The following is a 21665-nucleotide window of genomic DNA, read 5'->3' on the forward strand; positions in this document are numbered from 1 at the left end:
TTTAGGTGCTGCAATGCGCAAGCTTATACATCTGTGTTATGGCGTTTTAAAACATCAGACTGCCTATCAAAGAGATTATTTATTGGTCGAATAATCTCAAAACCTGATTGACTACCAAGACGGTATCTCAGTATGCTAATTATCATGGTCAAGCATGGACTTATTCAAACGAAGAAGATTTATTCGGAAGTGTACGCGCTGAATATGACTTAACCGATGCAACGACAGCCTATGCAGCATATGGTTTTCGCAAATCAGAAGAAGCCGGTGTTTACTCAAGTCAACAATTAAGTGATACTGCAGCAGGAACGGCAAAACTTTCTGCATCGATGATTCCACGTAAAGATCGTAATCACTCAGCAGAACTGGGTGTGAAAACTCAATTTGAAACAAGTGCTTTAAAACATCAAGTGGTCGCTTCTGGTTCTTTATATCGTGCAGATAAACGCTATAGCTATGGTTATGCCACCAGTTTGAATGATAATTTTTATGATCCAATTTACACCGAAGATTCAAACATTGACAAATGGTTGGGGGTAGAAGGGACTTATCCAAAAGCAGGTGTCAGTACCTTGAAAAGTTTTGCCTTGGGCGACAATATTTCGATGTTAGATGATCGTTTGACCCTCATGCTTGGTGCGCGTTATCAAGAAGTTGATCAAGACGTATATTCTTACGGAACCTATAAATACAATATTAATAAAAATCAGCTTACTCCGGCATTAGGCGTGAGTTATAAATTAACGCCTGAATGGTCTATGTATGCCAATTACATCGAAGCTTTGGTTCAAGGCGAAGCGATTTTGGATAGTGAAGGTAATAACTTTATTGCCGATCCATTTGTCTCGAAACAAAAAGAACTGGGCGTGAAATATGAAAATGGCTTGATTGGCGGAACATTGAATTATTTCTATACAGATCGCCAAAAAGCCTCAGTGAATAGCTCAGGGACTGCACAAATCAGTCAGGCGACGAATATTCACCAAGGGCTTGAATTTAATGCCTATGGTCAATTAACAGATTCAATCAAAATATTGGGCGGCGTAACTTGGATTGATACCGAACAAAAAGATACATACCAAGGTTTATTTGATGGACATCGTGTGATCGGTGTGCCGGAGTTCCAAGCCAATGTCGAAGCGGATTGGAAACTGCCAATTGAGCAAGATGTCAGTGTAAATGGGCGTGTTGTATATACGGGTTCAACTTATGCAAACAATGCCAACACATTGAAACTTAAAGATTGGACACGTGTAGATTTGGGTGCAAACTATAAAACGCAAATTAAGAGTGTACCCACCAGTTTGAATTTTAGTGTGACTAATGTTTTAGATAAAGACTATTGGGCTTCAGCATCGGTGAACGACTATACATATTTGTCACTAAGCGAACCTCGAACATTTAAATTGAGTGCAACATTTGATTTCTAATAGTGTTCAATGATTTCTTAATGATTGTTTCTAATTGAATACCTTAAATAATTAGCTCTGAATGATTGTTAAGAAATGACTCAAATAAAAATGCCCCAAATTTGGGGCATTTTTTGTTTTAAGCAAAACGCTTTAAATCAATTAAAGTACTGCTTTTAAGCGACGAATGACTTCTTCACATTGGGCAATATCAGCAACAAGGGCTAACCGGACATGGTTTTCACCCGGATTACCTTGTGCAGTATCACGCGATAAATAACGGCCTGGAAGCACTTTAACGTGTGCTTTTTCCATGAGCATTTTGGCAAAGCTTTCATCATTATCCACTTTTAACCAGTAGTAGAACCCTGCATCAGGTTTTTGTAATGGTAGTAGGTGACCCAGTTCGCGTTGGAATAATTCAAATTTTGCACGGTACTGGACGCGGTTTTCTTCGACGTGTGCTTCGTCATCCCAAGCTGCAATTGAAGCTAACTGGTGTTGAACAGGCATCGCAGCGCCATGATAAGTACGGTATTGTAAATAAGGTTTTAAAAGCGCAGCATCACCTGCAACAAAGCCAGAACGCATACCCGGTAAGTTTGAACGCTTAGACAGTGAGTGGAATACCACGCAGTTCTTATAATCATCACGGCCCATTTCAGCACAGACTTCAAGCAGACCAACAGGTGCTTCATCAAACCAAAGCTCTGAGTAGCATTCATCAGATGCAATCACAAAATTATATTGGTCAGACAGTGCAATCAGTTTTTTAAACTGTTCTTTAGAAAGTACCGCACCTGTAGGATTACCCGGTGTGCAGACAAACAGTAAAGCGGTTTTTTCCCAAACTTCAGCTGGCACAGCGTCAAAGTCGCCAAGGTAGTTATTTTCTTCTGTACAGTTAATGAAGTAAGGTTCTGCACCCGCAAGTAAAGTTGCGCCTTCATAGATTTGGTAGAACGGATTTGGCATCACCACATATGGGGCATCTTCACGTTTAATCAAAGCTTGTACAAACGAGAAGATCGCTTCACGTGTACCTGATACAGGCAGGACGTTGGTGTCTGCACTGATGCTATTGAGTTTAAAGCGACGGGTTAACCAATTTGCAATACTTGTGCGAAGCTCAGGTAAACCCTTGCTGTTTGGGTAAGTTGATAAGTGTTGAAAATTATCAATAATGGCCTGTTTCACAAACTCCGGTGCAGGATGCTTTGGCTCACCAATCGATAGGGGAATCAAAGGCAACTCTGCGGGTTTCACATCCTGAAATAGCTTATTTAGCTTTTCAAATGGATAAGGGTGCAATAATGACAAACTGGAGTTCATGGAATGGATACCGATCAATTTAAGTTAATGATGACTACAAACCTGATTCGAAGCTTCATCGAGTGCTGACTTTAATTGTGCAGCAAACGTTTCTGCTTCTGAATCGCTCATAGGTGAGCCATCTTTTTTAGTGACATAGAAAATATCTTCAGCACGTTCACCGAGCGTCGCAATTTTCGCAGAGTGAATATCTAGGCCTTGCATCATAAATAAACCACCGACTTTAGCAAGTAAGCCCGGATGGTCAAGTGTCGCAATTTCAACCATATTTTGTTGAAGCGCTTCATTAAAAGAAATACTCACGGTATTTTCAATATCAAAATGACGCAGTTGACGTGGAATACGACGTTGCATCAGGCCTGGGTACTTGTCAGATTGGCTCAAGGCTTTTTTGAGCGCTTCAATAACGGTTTGTTCACGTTCAGGATCTGTTAATAAGGTGCCAAAACGGTCAAGTACAACATAGGTGTCCAAACTAAATGCAGTGGATGCTGTGATAATCCGAGCATCTTGAACGTCTAGATTCATTCTGTCCATAATTGCCACTGTGGTCGCAAACAAGTTAGGTTGATCTTGAGTGTAAATAAAGATCTGTACCGCATCTTGTGCAAATTTACGATGTGCTCGCATCATCACCAATGGTTCTGCATTATTGCCATGTTTTAAAATGGCGCGTGTATGCCATGCGATTTCATCGGCAGATTCTTTTAGGAAATATTCATCACCGAGTTCTTGCCAAACAGTTTCTACATCGTAGAGCGCAAAATCATTGACTAACAGTTCGCTGGCCGCAAATTTAGTGTCTTCAATCAGCATTGGATAGTCTACAGGACGACCTAAACCTGAACGAATCACATCACGTGCTTGTGTATACAGTTGACGCATGAGTGATGCACGCCATGTATTCCAAAGCGTCGGATTGGTTGCGTTGATATCAGCAACTGTCAAGGTGTAGAGATAGTCGAGATGCTCCATATCGCCCATTTTCTCAGCAAATTCTTTCACCACATCTGGATCGGAAATGTCTTTTTTCTGAGAAGTAACGGACATCAATAGATGGTTTTGAATCAACCATGCGACAAGGTTGCATTCACGTTCAGTAAACCCATGGGTACGGCAGAATTTAATTGCATCTGCTGCACCAAGTTCACTGTGGTCACCGCCGCGACCCTTGGCGATATCATGGAAAATTGCCGCTAAATAAACAATGTCACGGCGCGCCAGTCGTTGGAATACGGAGCTAACGACAGGGAAGTCCTTAGCAAATTCAGGCTCTTTAAAACGGTTTAAATTACGTAGTAGTAATAGGGTATGGGCATCGACAGTGTAAATATGGAACAAGTCATATTGCATGAGTCCCATGATTTGCCCAAAGGCAGGAATATAGTTGCCGAGCACGCCATAACGTTTCATCGCCACCATGGTGTCGTATAAACGGTAGGGTGAGCGAATGATCGCCATAAATAAGGCTTGATGTGCAGGATTGTCACGGAAGTTCTGATCAATACGTTTTGCTGCAAGTGACAATAGACGTAAAGTTCGGGCACGAATCCCTTCAATTTCTGGACGATTCGCCAAGAGGTAGAAAATTTCTAGAATAGCACTTGGATTTTCAGAGAAAATTTTATGATGCTGTACCGCTAATTTGCCATCGACTAATTTGAAGTTAGCATTGATCTCTTCAATTTTACGTTCATAGTCAGGCAAGCGTGGCGTAATGACAGATTCATTAAAATAAGCCAAGAGCATTTCATTTAACGTCGTCACTTGCTGAGCGCTACGGTAGTAACGTTTCATGAACTGTTCGATTGGATAATTCGGTGATTTACCTTCTTCACGTTGATAGCCAAATTTAGCGGCAATGTCACGTTGATAATCAAACAATAATCGGTTTTCGTCGCGCTTGGTTAAGCGATGTAAATGATGACGAATTTCCCAAAGAAAGCTTTCTGTTTCTTCAAGAACGCCAAGTTCAAACTCTGAAATAAAACCCAAATGTACAAGGTCATAGATGCGATTGACACGGAAATGACGCTTAGCAATCCATCCGATTTGGTTGATATCACGGATACCGCCGGGCGCATTTTTAATATCGGGTTCTAAGTTGCTTTCGGTATTGTTATGTTGAGCATAGCGTTTGGCTTGCTCTTGCATTTTGGCATCATAGAAGGTTTTATCCGTCCATGTCTGTGACACGATACGGCGTGGCCATTTGGCTAGGTGTTCATTGCCCACAATCAAACGTGCTTCAATCAAAGCTGTTGCTACAGTTAAATCATTGGTGGCTTGAGCAACACAATCATTAATAGTACGCACACTGATGCCCGGTTTGAAATTACCAACATCCCAAAGTGTGGAAATAAAGCTAGAGATGAGTTTTTCTTGTTCTGGGCTGATTTCATCCTCAGACAAAATCATGATATCGACGTCGGAGTATGGCAGCATTTCACGGCGACCATAGCCACCTACAGCAAACAAACCGAGATCGGTTTGGTCGAGTTCAGCATGTGTCCATAAGAACTTTAAAGCTTCATCGATTAGATTCGATCGCGCCAAAATCACATCACGAATCGACTGTCCATTTTCAAAGCATTCCTGTAGCTGATTTTCAACATCTGAGCGCCATTGGTTAATCGCCTGAATGTCGTGGTTACTTTTAATGTAATTCAGCAGAGGAAGCGTATTGATCATGAACAGTGGTCCGTTAAGGTGTTACAAACTTAGTTTTGTTGAACACTGACTTGTTGTGCAGCATGTTGAGCAAGTTCACGCGCGTGATCTGTGGTTTCAGCGCGTGCTGTTGCTACGCCCATACGGCGACGTTTAAAGCCTTCTGGTTTACCAAAGAGGCGTAAATCGGTGTCTGGATTAGCCAAAGCAAGATTTAAGCCAGTAAATGATAAATTGGTATCATCCACGCCTGCATAGATGACTGCGCTCGCAGCAGTACTGTGTCGAGCAGTATTCACAGGCAGACCAAGAATGGCACGTGCATGCAGTTCGAATTCGCTTTGGAATTGCGATGCAAGAGTGACAAGGCCTGTATCGTGTGGACGAGGTGATACCTCACTAAACCATACTTTATCGCCTTTGACAAACAGTTCCACCCCAAAAATGCCACATCCACCTAATGCAATGGTTACTTTATTGGCAATACGCTTGGCTTCCTCTAATGCAAGAGCAGTCATAAGTTGTGGCTGCCAACTTTCAACATAGTCACCAGAGTCTTGGCGGTGGCCAATTGGGTCGCAAAATGATGTTTCAATTTCACCTGTTTCTGCATTTTTAGCTCGAACAGTCAGCAGGGTGATTTCAAAGTCAAAGTCAATTTGTGATTCCACGATCACGGTGCCTTGATTTACACGTCCACCTGTTTGTGCATATTCCCAAGCAGCATCGACTTCATCAAAGCTTTTTACACGTGACTGTCCTTTACCCGAAGACGACATGACAGGTTTAACAAAGTTTGGATAGCCAATGTCATCGCATGCTGCACGGAACGCTTCAAGGGTATTGGCAAATCGGTAGGCTGAAGTCGGGAGTCCAAGCTCTTCGGCAGCTAGACGGCGAATCCCTTCACGATTCATTGTTAGGTTGACAGCTTTTGCAGAAGGAATGACAGTGGCAATCTTTTGTTCTTCAATCTCGACCAAAACTTGAGTCGCAATAGCTTCAATTTCAGGAACAATCAAATGAGGCTTCACTTGAGAAATTAAAGCTTTAAGTGCCTCAGGATCTGCCATATTTAAAGTATGAGAAAAATGTGCAACTTGCATGGCAGGAGCATGGTCATAACGATCGGCAGCATGAACTTCTACACCCAAACGTTGCAATGAAATCACAACTTCTTTACCGAGTTCACCAGAACCTAACAGTAAGACTTTATACGCTGAAGACTGAAGTGGAGTACCAATAGTGACGCTCATGTAAATCATCCATGCTTGATTTTATGGGAATTTAAGCATAGCAGAACTTGTTCGAGAGATAAGCGAGTGTTCACATAAATAAATGATATTGTCCAACAATTTTTTTTATATATTTATGGGTAAGCGTTCGTCTAATTATTTACCTGTGAAAATCTTTAAAAAGTGGTATTTATTTGTTTTTTATTTAAATTTACTTTAAATATACCTGCATTTTTTACAGATGCAGGGAATGGCTCAATATCCAAATTTGCACATTGAAGCGCACAAAGCTGTATAGATGTTTGGCGGAAATTGGGCTAGTACAGCAATCCGAGCAGTGGTGCGACACATATGCATAAAATCAATATTAAGCCAATTAAAATGGCAGTGAAATAGAGTGCGTCTGCAACTACCGATAGAATGTGAAATGATGAATTGAGCCATGAACTGAGGCTAAAAATGCACAATAGAAAAATCAATAAAAAACCCGCCAGCTGCAGAAAATTGCTGAACAGACGAGGCATCGATATGTGTGAAAACATCAGGCGACGTGGATGTAAGAGCAGAATCTGCTGTGTGCAGTTATATAAGCCCACAATCTTTTGTTGCTGATTTTTCTCTATATAAATGGCGCGGATCTGATCTGCTGGTTGGCAATGTACAGCGCAGAAATTACCACTGAACAGCTGGCTTTGAATGAAGCATTGAAAATATACGCTTTCGATGGGTTTTTGCAGTCCCCAGCTTAATTCAGATGGTTGTCTAGAATGATATAAATTTTGCCTTGAATAAAATGGAACTTTGCCATCTATTGGTTTTCGCTAGATTTTTTATGTTATGCGTTGACTATCTCATAAATATTGCTAATTAAAAAGCACAGGCTGAAGAAGCTTGTACTTGAGGGGGATTTGGATTGTCGCTGACTCAGCTTTAGAGATGAAAAGGTATATAGGTATAGACTAAGCCATAAGTCAGTGCCGCAGTCAGCGTAGCAGGTACAATTTTCTTAAACTTGAAATACAAGCCTGCAAGCACAGCAAATCCAACTAACATGGCAAAGCTTTTATTTGGGGTTTCAAGCAGAGGCGGTAAGGTTGCAACCACCAACATCGAACTAATTGCAGCGATACCAATCGAGCCCAAAGCGATTTTGAGCCATAAAGAACCACGCTGCTGTGAACCTTGCTGAAATTTCTGAATTACAAAAAATGGCCCAAACCGTGATGCAAAATTCGCAATTCCGACCAAGATCCCGACCAAGATAATTTCTAGATTCATGATGCTTCACCCATATGTTCAGGATCAGGTTTTTTTAAGACATAATGTTTGAATAAACCGGCAAAAATACCAGAAGAAATACCGATAAAAATCGCGGCAGACAAGTCGATAAAGTAGCAGGCAATCGCAGAAACAATAATTGTAACCGTGACCACAAATGTATGTTTTTTCTCAAATGCTGCGAGTAAAAAGCTTAAAAACAATGCAGGCAGTAGGAAATCGAGTGCAGCTTGTAAAAATTGTGGAAGGTTGCTGACTTGATCGGCAAATAAACCGCCTAAAAATGAGCCGGTTGCCCATGACAGCCAACTAAATAAGCTGAGTCCTAGCATCCAAGATTCTGACCATTCTTGACGACGTTGCGACAGTTTGATCATACCTGATGCAAAAACTTCGTCGGTTAAACCCCAAGCCCACACTGCAGTCTTTTTTAAGTTGAGTCGGTCTTGAATCAGGTTTTGTAAGGCAGGACCATAGAGTAAATGGCGGATATCGAGGGCAATTACAGTAAGAGCAGTCATCCAAATAGATGTTCCACTTCCCAGTAACGCAACGACGAGAAATTGACTGGCACCTGCATACATAGAGCAAGATAAAAATAAGGCTTCCCACGCAGTGAAACCAAATTGAGTCGCAGAAACCCCAAATGCAAAAGAAACAGGAAGATAGGTAAAGATAATGGCTTGACTATCTTTAGCACCTTGCCAAAAACCCGCAGGCTGAACTGTAGGAAGTTTGTGCTCAGACACGACACACCTTTGAAAGAGTTGAACAACAGGTCAAATGATGATTGAGTATTGTACTCGAATTCACTAGCATATTGCCGAATATGTTTGCTGAAATGAGCCGGATATGCAGAGGTTGAAGATGCGTGGGATACTGATTGTTTCATTATTGAGCAGCACGGTGTTGTTGCAGGCCTGTGGTAATGATGGAGCTGAACAAGCTCAAGTTGAAATTAAAGCAGCACCCAAATTAACCAATGATGCAACGGAGTATGCTGCCAAAGCTTGGGCGTTTATCAATGAAGTCGATCCGATTGTTTATACAAAGCAAGTCGATCAGATGGAAGAGAAAGTTCGTGTTCCAGCGCGTAAATTGAGTACGGAATGGCGGATCAATGTCAAAATGACCGATTCTGTGACTGAAGGTAAATATGCACTGTGTCGTAAGGCTTTAACAAGTCTGGAAATTTGGGCACGTGAAAGTATTGATCAGAGTTCGACTGTTGCACAAAAGCAAGCAGATTATGAGCGTGATAAAAATCAATGCAAAGGTGCGATTGAAAACCCTGAACTCGGAAATACCGATCCGAAAAAAGTAGGCGTTTAACTTGATCAAAGCAGTGAAGTTTCACTGCTTTTTTTTGGGAAAATATCAAAAAACAAGAATAAATCTATAAGAGAGGATTGGAAAATCCTCCTAAAAGCATCGCTATTTCATATAAAAAATAAATCAGACTGCTGTCTTTGCGTTGAGCTTAGTTTCAAATTTACATGTTTATTTTTTGAATTTAAATAGATAAAGCATTGATTATTAAGTACATAATTATTTTTTTATAAAGATTCATTGATAAAAAACACTCCATTTTAGAACGCCAGTTGCCGGGCTTTCTTTTTGATTAATATTTTTAATATATTAATAATACAAAGTATGGATAATGTGGTAAAAAATTAAAATTATCATTATTTGATAAAGTGTGTAAAAATAACTGCGTAAAAGATGAAGTATGTAAATTAAATTAAAGACGTTGAATAGGTGATTAAGATGAAAAAAACATTAATGATGTTGTCGGTTTTGGCTGTTTTGACTACAGCAGTCAATGTACAAGCAGCGACTGAAGACAAATCAGAAGCATCAACTCAAGAAGTTGCAGCATGTACAAATGGTTTTGACAGTGTAAATGTTTGCCAATTATTGTCTTGATCAAAACTTAATAAAGTAAAGTGCTACAAATAAAAGCAAAATAACCATAAAGAATCATTCTGGTGCAATTAAATGCACTTATTTAAATCACAAATGTCAGACATCATGCATAGGAAGTGCATGAGCAATCTGATGTAACTGCGCTAGATCTAAAACTTCAATTTGTTTAAACGCAACACGAAGCACCTGTATTTTTTCCAACTGCTGAAGCTCCTGATTGACTGATTGTCTTGAGCAATTCATCAGTTGCGCGAGTTGTTCCTGCGAGATATGTATGGTGTGTTGTTCAATTTCCAAATGATTTCCATATCCATTCAAGATAAACAGCAGACGCTGTGCGAGACGTTGACTTAAACTTTGCGTTTGTAAGGCAATGAGTTCCATAAAGGCATAGCGAAGCTTTTGACTGGTGAGCTGGGCAATATGAAACCAAAACTCAGGATGTTGTTGTAATAATTGCTGGATTGCTTGAGCCGGTAAGTGTAATAAGGTGGACTTTTTAGTACAGATGGCATCGTGAGAGCGAGGTAATTGGTCAACCAAGGATATTTCGCCAAACCACATAATCGGCTCAGCTATGGCGGCAATCGCTTCTTTGCCATGAATATCAATATAGCCTAAGCGAACTGCGCCTTCTAAGACCGCATACATACCATTAAAACGCTGTCCTGATAAAAAAACACGTGCGTCTTTTTCGAAAGTTAAGGTCAGGGCATGGTGGTAGATAAAGTCTTGGAAGGAAACATTTAAGCCTGAATACCACACATTTTTAGTGAGTTGATGCACATATTGAGCGTCCAGCACAGCATATCCTTATTTTATGGTCCAACTTGTCTATTAGCTGACAACTTTATTGATGCATTTTTTATATAGTGAAATGAGTGAATGAACAAGGAGTAAGTTGATGAGCAAACTTGAAAAGCTGCTAAGCCAATATGCAGCATATCATTTGGATCGAAAAAATGTGCTGACACATTTTGTGGGTATTCCGCTTATTGTATTTTCGATTATGTGTCTAACCGCACGAGCAGGGCTGATGATTTCAGGTTTTGAACTGACCCTTGCATTGTTGTTGATTATTGCCAGTGTCATTTATTACCTGAGTTTAGATAAAATTTTCGGTTTGATTATGCTTTTGGTGTTTGCAATCACATATCCCTTAGCTTTAATGATCGCAAAAATGAGCCTTATGTCATGGTTGATCTGGAGTGTGGGGATCTTTGTAGTGGGTTGGATCATTCAATTTATCGGTCATTATTATGAAAAGAAAAAGCCTGCGTTTATGGATGATGTCATTGGCTTGGCAATAGGGCCTTTATTTGTCCTAGCAGAGTTTGTGTTTCTACTAGGCTTTCGTAAAGAGCTTGAACAACGCATGCTGACAGAAGCAAGAAGACAGCGTGCAGAGATGGATGCAAAAGCATTACATATTGCTCAACCATAAATGAGTTGAATAAAAAAGCCGGATAATTCCGGCTTTTTTTGCGCGATGTATTGATTCTCAACTGTTTAGGATTTAACAGCTGCTTTATGTTGTTCCGCTGCGACCTTTTGTGCAGCGATTTTTGCTTTTGCGTCAGTATTTGCAGCTTTGGCAGCATGGGTTGAAGTTTTAGCTTCTGATTTTGCTTGTGTTGCAAGATGCTGTGCTTGAGCTGCATCATGTTTTGCTAATTTTTGATTATGTTTCACTTTGCTCTGAGCCAATTGGCTGGCTTGTTTTGCATCGTGTCGAGCGACTTTTGCATCATGCTGCGCAACTTGTGCTGCATGTGTAGCAGTACGTTCCTGATGTTTTGCATCTTTAGCAATAGAAACACAAGTACCACCTTTATGGTTTGCACCTGTACCACCTGTAAGTGTGGTGCCTTGTGGACATGCAAACGCAGTTGCACTAAGCATTGTAAAGATACCTGCTGTTAGAATTGTGCTGATTTTTTTCATTGCTATTGTTCTATGAAAATAGACATTAGTGCCTATGAGTAAATTTATAGCAGAACGGTAGCGATTTAAGTCGTTGCACTGTGGTGACTCGGCAACCAAATCATGTATTCGTGTCGATATAATTTTGTTTTTAAGTAGGTTTTAAGTTTTTAAATATGCTTATTTTTTGGCTTGAGCTTTTGCCTGAAATTAAAAAAGCCAGCAAATTGCTGGCTTCTTATGAGTACTGTCTTATACGTTAAAACGGAAGTGTAAAACATCGCCATCTTGAACGATGTATGTTTTACCTTCTAAACGCCATTTACCTGCTTCTTTAGCGCCGGCTTCACCGTTGTATTGAACGAAGTCGTTGTAGGCAACACATTCAGCACGAATAAAGCCTTTTTCGAAGTCAGTGTGAATCACACCTGCAGCTTGAGGTGCAGTTGCACCAATTTTTACTGTCCAAGCACGAACTTCTTGTACACCAGCTGTGAAGTATGTTTGAAGACCAAGTAAGCCATAACCTGCACGAATAACTACGTTTAGACCAGGTTCTTCCATGCCTAAAGCTTCAAGGAATTCAGCACGATCTTCATCTTCAAGTAATGAAATTTCTGCTTCGATTTGGTTGCAAAGGGGAACCACAATTGCATTTTCTTCAGCAGCTAATTTTTGCACTGCTTCTAAGTGAGGGTTATTTTCGAAACCATCTTCTGCAACGTTGGCAATATACATGGTTGGTTTAAGGGTTAAGAAGCCATAACCACGCACCAATTTACGTTCATCTTCATCAAGGTCAGCTGCACGCGCAGGTTTACCTTCATCCAGTAAAGGTAAGATTTTGTCTAAAACAGCTTTGGTCGCAATCGCTTCTTTATCGCCACCTTTTGCAGATTTTGCTAGACGTGTAATTGCTTTAGAAACAGCTTCTAAGTCAGCAAGTGCAAGTTCAGTGTTGATTGTTGCGATATCGTCAAGTGGATCAATTTTGCCATTTACGTGAATGACATTCTCGTCTTCAAAACAACGTACAACATGTGCAATAGCATCAGTTTCACGAATGTTGGCTAAGAATTGGTTACCAAGGCCTTCACCTTTAGATGCACCAGCAACGAGACCTGCGATATCCACAAATTCCATCGTGGTTGGGACAACACGTTGTGGGTTTACAATTTCAGCAAGTTTATCCATACGTGGGTCAGGTACAGGTACAATCCCAGTATTTGGCTCAATTGTACAGAATGGGAAGTTTTCAGCAGCAATCGCAGCTTTGGTTAATGCGTTGAAAAGCGTTGATTTACCAACGTTCGGCAGGCCGACAATACCACAGTTAAAACCCATGAAATAACTCACAAAGTATTATAAAAAAATTGTGGATGATTTTACATGAAAGCCATAATAAAGTCAGGTGATATGGGCAGGAGAATGTATATCTTATTGAATCGCGCAGAGATAGAGATGAATTCACGTCTGAATAATGCTTGAGTTGCACTACAGATGCAGAATAGGTGCAAAAATGACATTGTGTTTCAATAACACAGTGACTAAAGTATCCCTATAAAATTACTGGGTTTTATAAACTACAGTTACAACAAAAACTTGGAGCATTTATGCGAACTCTCTACCAGTTTCCACTCTCACATTTTTGTGAAAAGGCGCGCTGGTTACTCGATCACAAAGAGTTGGATTATGTGGCTCATAATTTAATGCCGGGTGTGCATCGTGCATTTGCACAGCTTAAAACAGGGCAAAACAAATTACCGATTTTACGTGATCAAGATCATTGGGTTGCAGATTCAACTCAAATCGCCTTTTACTTGGATGCGACCTACCCCGAACATAGTCTGATCCGTCCAGATGTCAAACTGCGTGAAGACGCTTTAGAAATTAATGAACTCTCCATTGAGTTAGGCCAACATGTGCGCCGTTGGGGGTTGGCACATGTATTAAATGAAAGTGAAGAATCACTTGATATTTTAATTGGTGAAAAAGGCTATTTACGTCAGTTTGAAAAATATTCAAAACCGATTATAAAGGCACTGGTTTCTAAGGGTTATCAATTAGATACAGATAAGGTTGCGGCTTCACGTGAGCGACTGGATGAAATTGTGGTTGATTTAAATCAACGTCTGATTGAACAAGGTGGGCGTTATTTTGTGGGCGACCGATTAGGTTTAGCCGATATTGCGGTGTGTTCAATGTTAGCGCCGTTATTAGAGGTTGTCGGAACGCCGTGGGAAAAAGAGCATGGCGAAACCTTGTCAGAAGAGTTCAAAGCTTATAAAGCCTATTTGAGCGATTTGCCTTTAGGTCAATATGTACAACGCATATACCAAACAGAACGGAATGCACGGGTAGATTGGCGTGGTGTATAAGCCCTTTATATAAAACTTTGCGTCATACTGCTTAAAAAAAGCGCGCCTAATGGCGCGCTTTTTTTTTTATAAGACTTTCAATCCTTAAATATAGCTTTGTTGTTGAATATCCAAAATATTCAGCACTGGACTGATACTATCGGCTTGTAAAGTATTCAGCGGCATAACTGGGTAGAAGATATTTCCTATCGCATCTTTAATACTTGGGATGATGGTGGAGATATCAAAATCACCTTGAGCAGAACCTAAATTTTCCAATAGGTCATTAATATTCGGTAATTGGCCCGTGAGGTTTTCAGTCAATTGGTTGAACTGATCCGTGATAGAACCAAGATCAATTTTTTCAGGAGCAAGATTGCCAAGTAAATCGCCAATATTTGGAATGGTCAGTTGATCGAGGAACTGCGTCGCTTCACCATTGCTGTCCATCAGAGCAATGACTGGTTTCAACGAATCAATCACTTGATTTAAATCAGTTGAAAGCTTCAGTAAGGATGGATTGTTGACCACATCCAAAATGGTGCTCACGCTATTTAATACATCATAAATCGCTTTGACGGTTTGCGCCTGATTCGTATCGATGACATCACTTTTTGCCAGTAAATCTAATAGCGGATTAAGTCCTTTGATCACCCCTGAAATGGTCTCAGGGATATTGCCTTGGTTGGCTGATGAAATGGCGGTCACTAGATTGGTCACACTTCCAATCACAGTCGGTAAAGCATGACTCAATTGTTCCATATCAATAGATGAGTTGTCTTTATTGATTGAAGCTAATAAAGGTAGGAGGGCACTCGTTGCACCTTGTGCAATTTGCCCAAAGTCGATGTTTCCAGAAGACGAGCTCCCAATCATCTGAATAATGGGTTGCACATATTCTAAAACTTGGCTGAGTGTATTGATAATTTGCGTTGAATCCGTTGACCCAGTTGCACTTTCAAGCATTGCGAGCAATGGTTTGATGGCATTTAGAGCGGTGCTGATATTGTCAGGAAGATTGCCTTGATTATTGGTGCTACTCAGTAAACTTTGCAAGCTGTTGACAATGGTAGGTAAAGATTGAACCAACTGATTCATCTCTGTTGAGCCAGCGTTGCTACCTAAGTTTTGTAGGAGTGGTTGCAGAGTTGTCATCAATGTCTTGAGTGCATCCGAATTTGAACCGTTATTGGATGTTAGACTTTGAATCGTGCTAATCACTTGGGGAAGCGATTTAGTCAGTGCGCTAAAATCAAAAGACTTTGTGCCACCTAAATTACCTAATAATCCTGTCAGCGTATCCGTGATGTTGGTTGTAGGTTTAAGCGGGCTAAGTAGGTTGCTGACCGTGCTGCTAATTGTACTGAGCTGTAGGGATGGACTAAGTACAGAACTTAATTTTGAGCTGAGTGAACTCAGTGATTTAATTGCCATGTTTATTCTTCCGTTTTTGTTTTTTTATATATTTATGAACAGCCGCTATTTTTTAAAGTAATTACCAAATCTAGTAAATAAGTGAAAAAAAGCAAAATGTGAAATAGAGCTCACATTGAAAAATATAGTAAAAATAAAAAATTGAAAAATATAAAATAAAATATATTTTCCTTTTATCTGAAATTGATTTATTCAGATCAATGGAATGCATTGAGAAGCTTTATTGGTAGGTTGTCTAAAGACGACATTTAGAATATAAAAACTAAGCTTTGGTGAAAAAACATTCATTTAAACACGATATTTATGCAAATTATTATGTTCATAATGCGTATGAGCTTTATTATTTTTAATAAATCATGCTATACATGAGAAAACTTGCACATAAATGCTGATTTTAAAACTTAAAATAACATTGAAAATGACAACAGGCGTTTGATGAATCGGGTTCATCAGCACTGTTTTCAAAAATGGCTGGAGTAGACTGATGGAACTAGACCGTTTTGATAAACAAATTTTAGAAATTTTGACCCATGAAGATGTCAATTTAAATGAACTGTCTGAGCGGGTGAATTTATCGGTCAGTTCAGTTCATCGTCGGATCAAACAATTGATTGATCACAATATTATCAGTGGTCTAAAACGTGAAATTAATTATCAAAAATTGGGCTTTAGTTTGCATGTGCTGCTGCAGGTGTCTTTGAGTAAGCATGATACAGACACCTTTGCTAAATTTTTAGAAGAATTAGAAAGTATCCCAGAAGTCATTAATGCATTTTTAGTGACAGGGCAGTCTGCCGATTTTATTGTGGAAGTCGTTGCACGGGATATGGAAAACTATAGTGAAATTTTACTCAAGCGCATTGGTAAAATTGAACACGTAGTTGCATTACATTCGAGCTTTGTAATTAAACAATATAATGTTTTTAACTGTAATGGCTTATTAAATAAGGTTTAAATGCAGCCCTCATATATAAACTCAAACAGTTGAAAGCTAGGCAATAAAAAACGCACCGAAGGGTGCGTTTTATACTTCACTCGATTGAATTATAGAGCTTCTAACTCAGCCATTACTTCATCGGTGAATTCAACGTTGGTATATACGTTTTGAACGTCGTCAAGATCTTCAAACATATCAATCATTTTGATGATTTTTTTCGCTTGTTCGATATCTGAAATTAACGCTTTAGTTGAAGGGTTCATCACCACTTCGGCGTTATCAGATTTTAAACCTGCTGCTGCTAGCGCATCCTGAACTTCACCGAAAGTTTCCGGTGTAGTGATAACTAAAATTTCTTCTTCGTCCACTTCGATGTCTTCAGCACCCGCTTCTAAAGCGATGTCCATGATTTGATCTTCTAAAGAAACATCTTCAAAAGTAATCTCACCACGTTTGGTAAACATATAAGCCACTGAACCTGCAGTACCTAAATTACCATCAGTTTTAGAGAAACAGTGACGAACGTCAGGAACAGTACGGTTCAAGTTGTCAGTCATTGTTTCAATGATGACAGCAACACCACCAACGCCATAACCTTCGTAAGTGACTTCTTTTAGATCAGCATTTTCTTCACCGCCGACACCACGTTGGATTGCACGGTTAATGGTGTCACGTGTCATGTTTGCAACTAATGCTTTTTCAACAACAGCACGTAAACGTGGGTTAGACGCTACATCACCGCCGCCTAAACGTGCAGCTGTCACGATTTCACGGATAAATTTTGTGAATACTTTAGCGCGGCTCGCATCTTGTTTTGCTTTACGATGCTTAGTATTAGCCCACTTGGAATGACCCGCCATGCGAAATATGCTCCTTGTAGATTGGCCTTATGCCTATCAAATTGAGCAAATTCTACCATAATGGCTTTTTTGTGTGAAAGTACTGGATTTCAGGAATTGAGTAGTTGAAAAAAAAATATCCAAATTTGAGAAAATAATAAGAAATGTCAAAACGCTCGTACTGTAATTTTTCTTATGATGAGAATCGGGCTGAAAGGGGAAGTTCGATCTTGTTATAAAAGGAAGATATAAATGTACAATGCATGGAGCACGTGACATTTATATCTTTAAATACGTATTTCGTTAAAACGTGAATGGCGCTTAGTCTTTATTTTTAGGTTCAGGGATCACGATGTCTAAACCTACTTTATCTTTATAGAGCTGCTTGATTAAGGCTAAATCGTGATCGAGCTCAGTCGGGTAAATCTTACCGAAAATACCACCTTGTTTGGTTTTCGAGTTGGCATACATTAATACAATCGGCACACCTGCTGCTTTAGCGATATACCAAAAGCCTGTACGAATCGGTTTTCGTGCTTCACCACGTTCTGCACGGGTCGCTTCTGGAGCAATGACTAAATTAAATTTTTCATTGGCTTCAAAATGCTCAACCATTTGAGTCACGATGTCTTTATTGGCTTTACGGTCTACAGGAATACCGCCAATCAATTCAAGAACAGGTTTAAATGGACCTTTAAAGAGTTCTTTTTTAATCAGCGTGTGAATTTTAATGTCGTAAATTTGGCAAAGGGCCAGTGAAAGAACAGCATCCATCATTGAGGTGTGTTCAAAGCCGACGATCACTTGTTTATTTTCTAAAACATCAGGTTCTACGTGGTATTTCCAGCCTGCCAATTTAAATGCAGATTCGCCAATAAACTTTTTCAACATAGTCGGTGATACGGTGATTTTAAAAAGGTGTAATTTCTGCTTGTTTGGATCATGAGTCAAGAGGATTTAAGTGAGCTTTGATCTGAATTGTGCATATATTTCAAATCGGAATAAGAAGGGGGGATTGAAGAATTATACTTTTTAGCAATAAATCGGTTAAATTTTATATAGCAAAGCTATCATCATAGATAAAAATACTCTTAAAAATTTGCTAAATATGGCTAGGCACCGTCAGAAATTCTTATTAGACTTTTGTCGTAGGTTGAAACTTTTAACCTGTTGGTCTTAACTCGATTTCTAACGGAGAACTCAAGCATGATTTATTTAACTGCTGTGTTATTCGCTGTTGCTATGTTTGCTTTGATTGTTATTTGGTCAATTGTTGAGTTTTATTTGGACTTAAGAAAGCCTGAACAGGTTGAGTTTTAATTTTTGTGCATTTAAAGTGTGAAATATATAGTATTTCTAAAAGTCATGAATCAAAAAACATTTGCTTATAATGAATAAAATAATATCTTTTAAGTATAACAAATCGTGGCTTTATTTAAGGGTATCTAGATCTTAAGCTTTTAAATTTTTCTTGAATGTATTTCTTTATAACCTACTTCTCGTATTAACCAATTGTAGCTTACTCAAGCTGACTTGAAGTTTTGTACGTGTCTATCTGTTATCTGCCATATCTTTTAAAGGCTTAGACAAACTTTACTTAGCTTTTAACATTAAAAAACCCCTCACGATTAATGCACGTAAGGGGTTGTTTTATATGGTGGGCCCACACAGACTTGAACTGTGGACCAACGGATTATGAGTCCGCTGCTCTAACCAACTGAGCTATAGGCCCTATATTCTGAATGTGTTATTTATCAACAAGTTCAGACGCAAAGCATACTAGCGAAGATTTTTTTAAAAGACAAGCCTTTTTCTTCACGGCTGCACACTAACACAACAAATTGGCTGTAGTTGCAGCAGTTAAGCTTTGATTCGACAAAAATGGTAAAGCACTGAATTCTAGCTTGATGTAAATCACGACAAAAGTTATCAAACAGTCAAAATAACCTTATAATAATGCCCATTCTTGTCAGTACCGTGCTCAACAGCGCATAGATTGGTACTGGCCTCACATTTTTAAGTCAATGTCCTACAGTTATTCGGCTTATGTTTTCATTTTTATGTGTTGCACTGACACATAAGAATATTTAGGTGCCCACATGGAAATTAAGGTTAATTATCTCGATAACCTTCGACAAGAAGCCAAATTTGATGACTTCACGGTAATTGCCGACCAACCTATTCGCTATAAAGGCGATGGCTCTGCTCCCGGACCATTCGACTACTTTTTAGCGTCATCAGCATTATGTGCAGCGTATTTTGTAAAAGTATATTGTGCAGCGCGAGACATTCCGACAGACAATATTCGCTTATCACAAAACAATATTGTTGATCCTGAAAACCGCTATAAGCAAATTTTCAAAATCCAAGTCGAACTACCTGCGGATATTTCTGAAAAGGACCGTCAAGGTATTTTGCGTTCAATTGACCGCTGTACGGTTAAAAAAGTTATTCAGACTGGTCCTGAATTTGTCATAGAAGAAGTAGAAAGCATTGATGCAGATGCACAAGCTTTACTTTTGCCAAATTTAGCGTCAGACAGTACCACGTTTATTCCGGGTAAAGATCTGCCTTTAGAAGAAACCATTGCCAATATGTCAGGTATTTTGGCAGGTTTAGGCATGAAGATCGAAATTGCATCATGGCGTAATATCGTACCGAATGTTTGGTCACTACATATTCGTGATGCACAATCGCCAATGTGTTTTACCAATGGTAAAGGCTCAACCAAAGAAAGCGCATTAGCTTCGGCTTTGGGTGAATTTATTGAACGTCTCAATTGCAACTTCTTCTATAACGACCAGTTCTGGGGTGAAGAGATTGCCAATGCTGACTTTGTGCATTACCCAGATGAAAAATGGTTCCAACCAGGCCCAGAAGGCGAGTTACCTACTGAAATCTTAGATGACTATACGCGTGAAATTTATAACCCAGAAAATGAGTTATTAGGCACACATCTATATGACACCAATTCAGGAAATACAGCACGCGGTATTTGTTCTCTGCCATTTGTACGTCAGTCAGATGGTGAAACAGTGTATTTCCCATCAAACTTGATTGAAAATTTATACTTGTCAAACGGCATGAGTGCAGGGAATACCTTGGCAGAAGCGCAGGTTCAATGCTTATCTGAAATCTTTGAGCGTGCAGTAAAACGTGAGATTTTAGAAGGTGAATTGGCTTTACCAGATGTCCCTGAAGAGGTTTTAGCCAAATATCCAAGTATTGTTGCAGGTATTCAAGGCTTAGAAGAACAAGGTTTTCCTGTATTGGTAAAAGATGCTTCACTTGGTGGTCAGTACCCTGTGATGTGTGTAACCTTAATGAACCCACGTACAGGTGGGGTATTTGCATCTTTTGGTGCGCACCCTAAACTCGAAGTGGCTTTAGAGCGTAGCTTAACCGAACTTTTACAAGGCCGTAGCTTTGAAGGTCTAAACGATCTACCAAAACCAACGTTTAGCTCAAATGCAGTCACTGAGCCAAATAACTTTGTAGAACACTTTATTGACTCAAGTGGTTTGGTGTCTTGGAAATTCTTTAGCGCACAATCAGACTATGATTTTGTAGAGTGGGATTTCACAGCAAAAGGTGAAAATGCCAATGCGGAAGAAGCTGCAGCGATGTTTGCGATTCTAGAAGACATGGGCAAAGAAGCGTATATGGCGGTCTATCAGCATCTTGGTGCTACGGCATGTCGTATTTTAGTTCCGGGTTATTCTGAAGTGTATTTGGTTGAAGACTTGGTTTGGGATAACACCAACAAAGCTTTGGACTTCCGTGAAGATATTTTAAACATTCATCGTCTAGATGAAGACGAGTTAGTGTCACTGGTTGAGCGCTTAGAAGAGCTTGAAGTGGATAACTACACGGATATTGTGACGCTCATCGGGATTGAGTTTGATGACAATACCGTATGGGGCCAATTAACAGTACTTGAGCTCAAACTACTGATCTATATTGCCTTACAAGAGTTTGAAGAAGCAAAAGAGTTGGTTGAAACTTTCCTTCAATACAACACCAATACGGTCGAACGTGGTTTGTTCTATCAATGTATGAATGTGGTTTTAGAAGTTGAATTGGACGATGACTTAGATCTCAATGACTATGAACATAATTTCCGTCGTATGTTTGGTGACGAACGTATGGATGCAGTGATTGGTTCAATGGATGGCAGTCTTCGCTTCTACGGTTTAACTGAAACCAATATGCAACTTGAAGGTTTAGATCGTCATTTACGTCTGATTGATAGCTATAAAAAATTGCATGCTGCACGTGCGAAGTTTGCCAGTCAGAACGTTTAAATCTGGGCTTGTGAATAACGT

At 39.6% G+C, this 21665-nt stretch carries 18 protein-coding genes and 1 tRNA gene; 7 read left to right on the forward strand and 12 right to left on the reverse strand.

Features of this window, described 5'->3' with window-relative positions:
• Positions 1 to 107: 107 nt before the first annotated feature.
• Entirely contained in the window at positions 108 to 1430 is a 1323-nt protein-coding gene (locus tag FTT98_RS13470; RefSeq protein WP_257220780.1) for a TonB-dependent siderophore receptor, read from the forward strand.
• A gap of 141 nt (positions 1431 to 1571) precedes the next feature.
• Here FTT98_RS13470 and dapC read toward each other — a convergent pair whose 3' ends face one another.
• From dapC to FTT98_RS13495, 5 genes are all read right to left on the reverse strand, one after another.
• The gene (dapC, locus tag FTT98_RS13475; protein ID WP_180041580.1) at positions 1572 to 2741 is read right to left on the reverse strand and encodes a succinyldiaminopimelate transaminase; all 1170 of its coding nucleotides are present in this window, start codon (positions 2739 to 2741) and stop codon (positions 1572 to 1574) included.
• A gap of 24 nt (positions 2742 to 2765) precedes the next feature.
• Positions 2766 to 5432: a [protein-PII] uridylyltransferase gene (glnD, locus tag FTT98_RS13480; protein ID WP_180041579.1), complete on the reverse strand. Its 2667-nt coding sequence runs from the start codon at positions 5430 to 5432 to the stop codon at positions 2766 to 2768.
• Positions 5433 to 5461: 29 nt separating this feature from the next.
• Entirely contained in the window at positions 5462 to 6676 is a 1215-nt protein-coding gene (gene purT / locus FTT98_RS13485; protein ID WP_180041578.1) for a formate-dependent phosphoribosylglycinamide formyltransferase, read from the reverse strand.
• A 900-nt stretch (positions 6677 to 7576) separates the two neighbouring features.
• Positions 7577 to 7924: an L-valine transporter subunit YgaH gene (gene ygaH, locus FTT98_RS13490; RefSeq protein ID WP_078189050.1), complete on the reverse strand. Its 348-nt coding sequence runs from the start codon at positions 7922 to 7924 to the stop codon at positions 7577 to 7579.
• On the reverse strand, positions 7921 to 8673 hold the full coding sequence (locus tag FTT98_RS13495) for an AzlC family ABC transporter permease (RefSeq protein ID WP_078194362.1): 753 nt from the start codon (positions 8671 to 8673) through the stop codon (positions 7921 to 7923). Before FTT98_RS13495 ends, ygaH begins: the two co-directional genes overlap by 4 nt.
• 103 nt (positions 8674 to 8776) lie before the next feature.
• Between FTT98_RS13495 and FTT98_RS13500 the strand changes: the two genes are divergently transcribed.
• Positions 8777 to 9256, forward strand: coding sequence for a hypothetical protein (locus tag FTT98_RS13500; protein WP_168379645.1), 480 nt, complete (start codon positions 8777 to 8779; stop codon positions 9254 to 9256).
• A gap of 435 nt (positions 9257 to 9691) precedes the next feature.
• On the forward strand, positions 9692 to 9850 hold the full coding sequence (locus FTT98_RS13505; RefSeq protein ID WP_180133541.1) for a hypothetical protein: 159 nt from the start codon (positions 9692 to 9694) through the stop codon (positions 9848 to 9850).
• A gap of 96 nt (positions 9851 to 9946) precedes the next feature.
• On the opposite strand, the gene FTT98_RS13510 is transcribed toward FTT98_RS13505, so the two are convergent.
• Positions 9947 to 10654 (reverse strand): Crp/Fnr family transcriptional regulator, encoded by a 708-nt coding sequence (locus tag FTT98_RS13510; protein ID WP_180041577.1) that lies wholly within the window; start codon positions 10652 to 10654, stop codon positions 9947 to 9949.
• 100 nt (positions 10655 to 10754) lie between these two features.
• Here FTT98_RS13510 and FTT98_RS13515 point away from each other — a divergent pair, with 100 nt between their 5' ends.
• Positions 10755 to 11294: a DUF962 domain-containing protein gene (locus tag FTT98_RS13515; RefSeq protein ID WP_180041576.1), complete on the forward strand. Its 540-nt coding sequence runs from the start codon at positions 10755 to 10757 to the stop codon at positions 11292 to 11294.
• A gap of 65 nt (positions 11295 to 11359) precedes the next feature.
• Here the strand turns inward: FTT98_RS13515 and FTT98_RS13520 are convergent, their stop codons facing one another.
• Both FTT98_RS13520 and ychF read right to left on the reverse strand, forming a co-directional pair.
• Complete coding sequence (locus FTT98_RS13520) at positions 11360 to 11752, reverse strand: hypothetical protein (protein ID WP_257220777.1); 393 nt, start codon at positions 11750 to 11752, stop codon at positions 11360 to 11362.
• A 273-nt stretch (positions 11753 to 12025) separates the two neighbouring features.
• Positions 12026 to 13117, reverse strand: a complete 1092-nt coding sequence (ychF, locus tag FTT98_RS13525) for a redox-regulated ATPase YchF (protein WP_078189045.1) — start codon at positions 13115 to 13117, stop codon at positions 12026 to 12028.
• A gap of 269 nt (positions 13118 to 13386) precedes the next feature.
• On the opposite strand from ychF, the gene FTT98_RS13530 reads away from it, so the two are divergent.
• Positions 13387 to 14151 carry a glutathione S-transferase family protein gene (locus FTT98_RS13530; RefSeq protein ID WP_168379640.1) on the forward strand — a complete coding sequence of 255 codons (765 nt, stop codon included), beginning with the start codon at positions 13387 to 13389 and terminating at the stop codon, positions 14149 to 14151.
• 84 nt (positions 14152 to 14235) lie between these two features.
• Here the strand turns inward: FTT98_RS13530 and FTT98_RS13535 are convergent, their stop codons facing one another.
• Positions 14236 to 15564, reverse strand: coding sequence for a hypothetical protein (locus FTT98_RS13535; protein WP_180041575.1), 1329 nt, complete (start codon positions 15562 to 15564; stop codon positions 14236 to 14238).
• Positions 15565 to 16048: 484 nt separating this feature from the next.
• On the opposite strand from FTT98_RS13535, the gene FTT98_RS13540 reads away from it, so the two are divergent.
• On the forward strand, positions 16049 to 16519 hold the full coding sequence (locus tag FTT98_RS13540) for an Lrp/AsnC family transcriptional regulator (protein ID WP_067763303.1): 471 nt from the start codon (positions 16049 to 16051) through the stop codon (positions 16517 to 16519).
• Between the two features lie 89 nt (positions 16520 to 16608).
• On the opposite strand, the gene FTT98_RS13545 is transcribed toward FTT98_RS13540, so the two are convergent.
• From FTT98_RS13545 to FTT98_RS13555, 3 genes are all read right to left on the reverse strand, one after another.
• Positions 16609 to 17361, reverse strand: a complete 753-nt coding sequence (locus tag FTT98_RS13545) for a YebC/PmpR family DNA-binding transcriptional regulator (protein WP_078189042.1) — start codon at positions 17359 to 17361, stop codon at positions 16609 to 16611.
• A gap of 300 nt (positions 17362 to 17661) precedes the next feature.
• Positions 17662 to 18231 (reverse strand): 1-acyl-sn-glycerol-3-phosphate acyltransferase, encoded by a 570-nt coding sequence (locus FTT98_RS13550; RefSeq protein ID WP_180041574.1) that lies wholly within the window; start codon positions 18229 to 18231, stop codon positions 17662 to 17664.
• A 764-nt stretch (positions 18232 to 18995) separates the two neighbouring features.
• A tRNA-Ile gene (locus FTT98_RS13555) sits at positions 18996 to 19072 on the reverse strand.
• Between the two features lie 367 nt (positions 19073 to 19439).
• On the opposite strand from FTT98_RS13555, the gene FTT98_RS13560 reads away from it, so the two are divergent.
• Positions 19440 to 21644: an OsmC domain/YcaO domain-containing protein gene (locus tag FTT98_RS13560; protein ID WP_180177481.1), complete on the forward strand. Its 2205-nt coding sequence runs from the start codon at positions 19440 to 19442 to the stop codon at positions 21642 to 21644.
• Positions 21645 to 21665: the final 21 nt, after the last annotated feature.

This window comes from Acinetobacter sp. YH12039, from assembly GCF_013420015.1.
Classification (GTDB): Bacteria; Pseudomonadota; Gammaproteobacteria; order Pseudomonadales; family Moraxellaceae; genus Acinetobacter; species Acinetobacter amyesii.

What these genes read in the sequence shown, in the direction of transcription:
- purT (WP_180041578.1), bottom strand. Translation starts at nt 6,676, where the DNA reads ATGATTTACATGAGCGTCACTATTGGTACTCCACTTCAGTCTTCAGCG.
- ychF (WP_078189045.1), bottom strand. Translation starts at nt 13,117, where the DNA reads ATGGGTTTTAACTGTGGTATTGTCGGCCTGCCGAACGTTGGTAAATCA.
- FTT98_RS13500 (WP_168379645.1), top strand. Translation starts at nt 8,777, where the DNA reads ATGCAGAGGTTGAAGATGCGTGGGATACTGATTGTTTCATTATTGAGC.
- FTT98_RS13515 (WP_180041576.1), top strand. Translation starts at nt 10,755, where the DNA reads ATGAGCAAACTTGAAAAGCTGCTAAGCCAATATGCAGCATATCATTTG.
- dapC (WP_180041580.1), bottom strand. Translation starts at nt 2,741, where the DNA reads ATGAACTCCAGTTTGTCATTATTGCACCCTTATCCATTTGAAAAGCTA.
- FTT98_RS13535 (WP_180041575.1), bottom strand. Translation starts at nt 15,564, where the DNA reads ATGGCAATTAAATCACTGAGTTCACTCAGCTCAAAATTAAGTTCTGTA.
- ygaH (WP_078189050.1), bottom strand. Translation starts at nt 7,924, where the DNA reads ATGAATCTAGAAATTATCTTGGTCGGGATCTTGGTCGGAATTGCGAAT.
- FTT98_RS13560 (WP_180177481.1), top strand. Translation starts at nt 19,440, where the DNA reads ATGGAAATTAAGGTTAATTATCTCGATAACCTTCGACAAGAAGCCAAA.
- FTT98_RS13545 (WP_078189042.1), bottom strand. Translation starts at nt 17,361, where the DNA reads ATGGCGGGTCATTCCAAGTGGGCTAATACTAAGCATCGTAAAGCAAAA.
- FTT98_RS13540 (WP_067763303.1), top strand. Translation starts at nt 16,049, where the DNA reads ATGGAACTAGACCGTTTTGATAAACAAATTTTAGAAATTTTGACCCAT.
- FTT98_RS13505 (WP_180133541.1), top strand. Translation starts at nt 9,692, where the DNA reads ATGAAAAAAACATTAATGATGTTGTCGGTTTTGGCTGTTTTGACTACA.
- FTT98_RS13550 (WP_180041574.1), bottom strand. Translation starts at nt 18,231, where the DNA reads ATGTTGAAAAAGTTTATTGGCGAATCTGCATTTAAATTGGCAGGCTGG.
- FTT98_RS13520 (WP_257220777.1), bottom strand. Translation starts at nt 11,752, where the DNA reads ATGCTTAGTGCAACTGCGTTTGCATGTCCACAAGGCACCACACTTACA.
- FTT98_RS13530 (WP_168379640.1), top strand. Translation starts at nt 13,387, where the DNA reads ATGCGAACTCTCTACCAGTTTCCACTCTCACATTTTTGTGAAAAGGCG.
- glnD (WP_180041579.1), bottom strand. Translation starts at nt 5,432, where the DNA reads ATGATCAATACGCTTCCTCTGCTGAATTACATTAAAAGTAACCACGAC.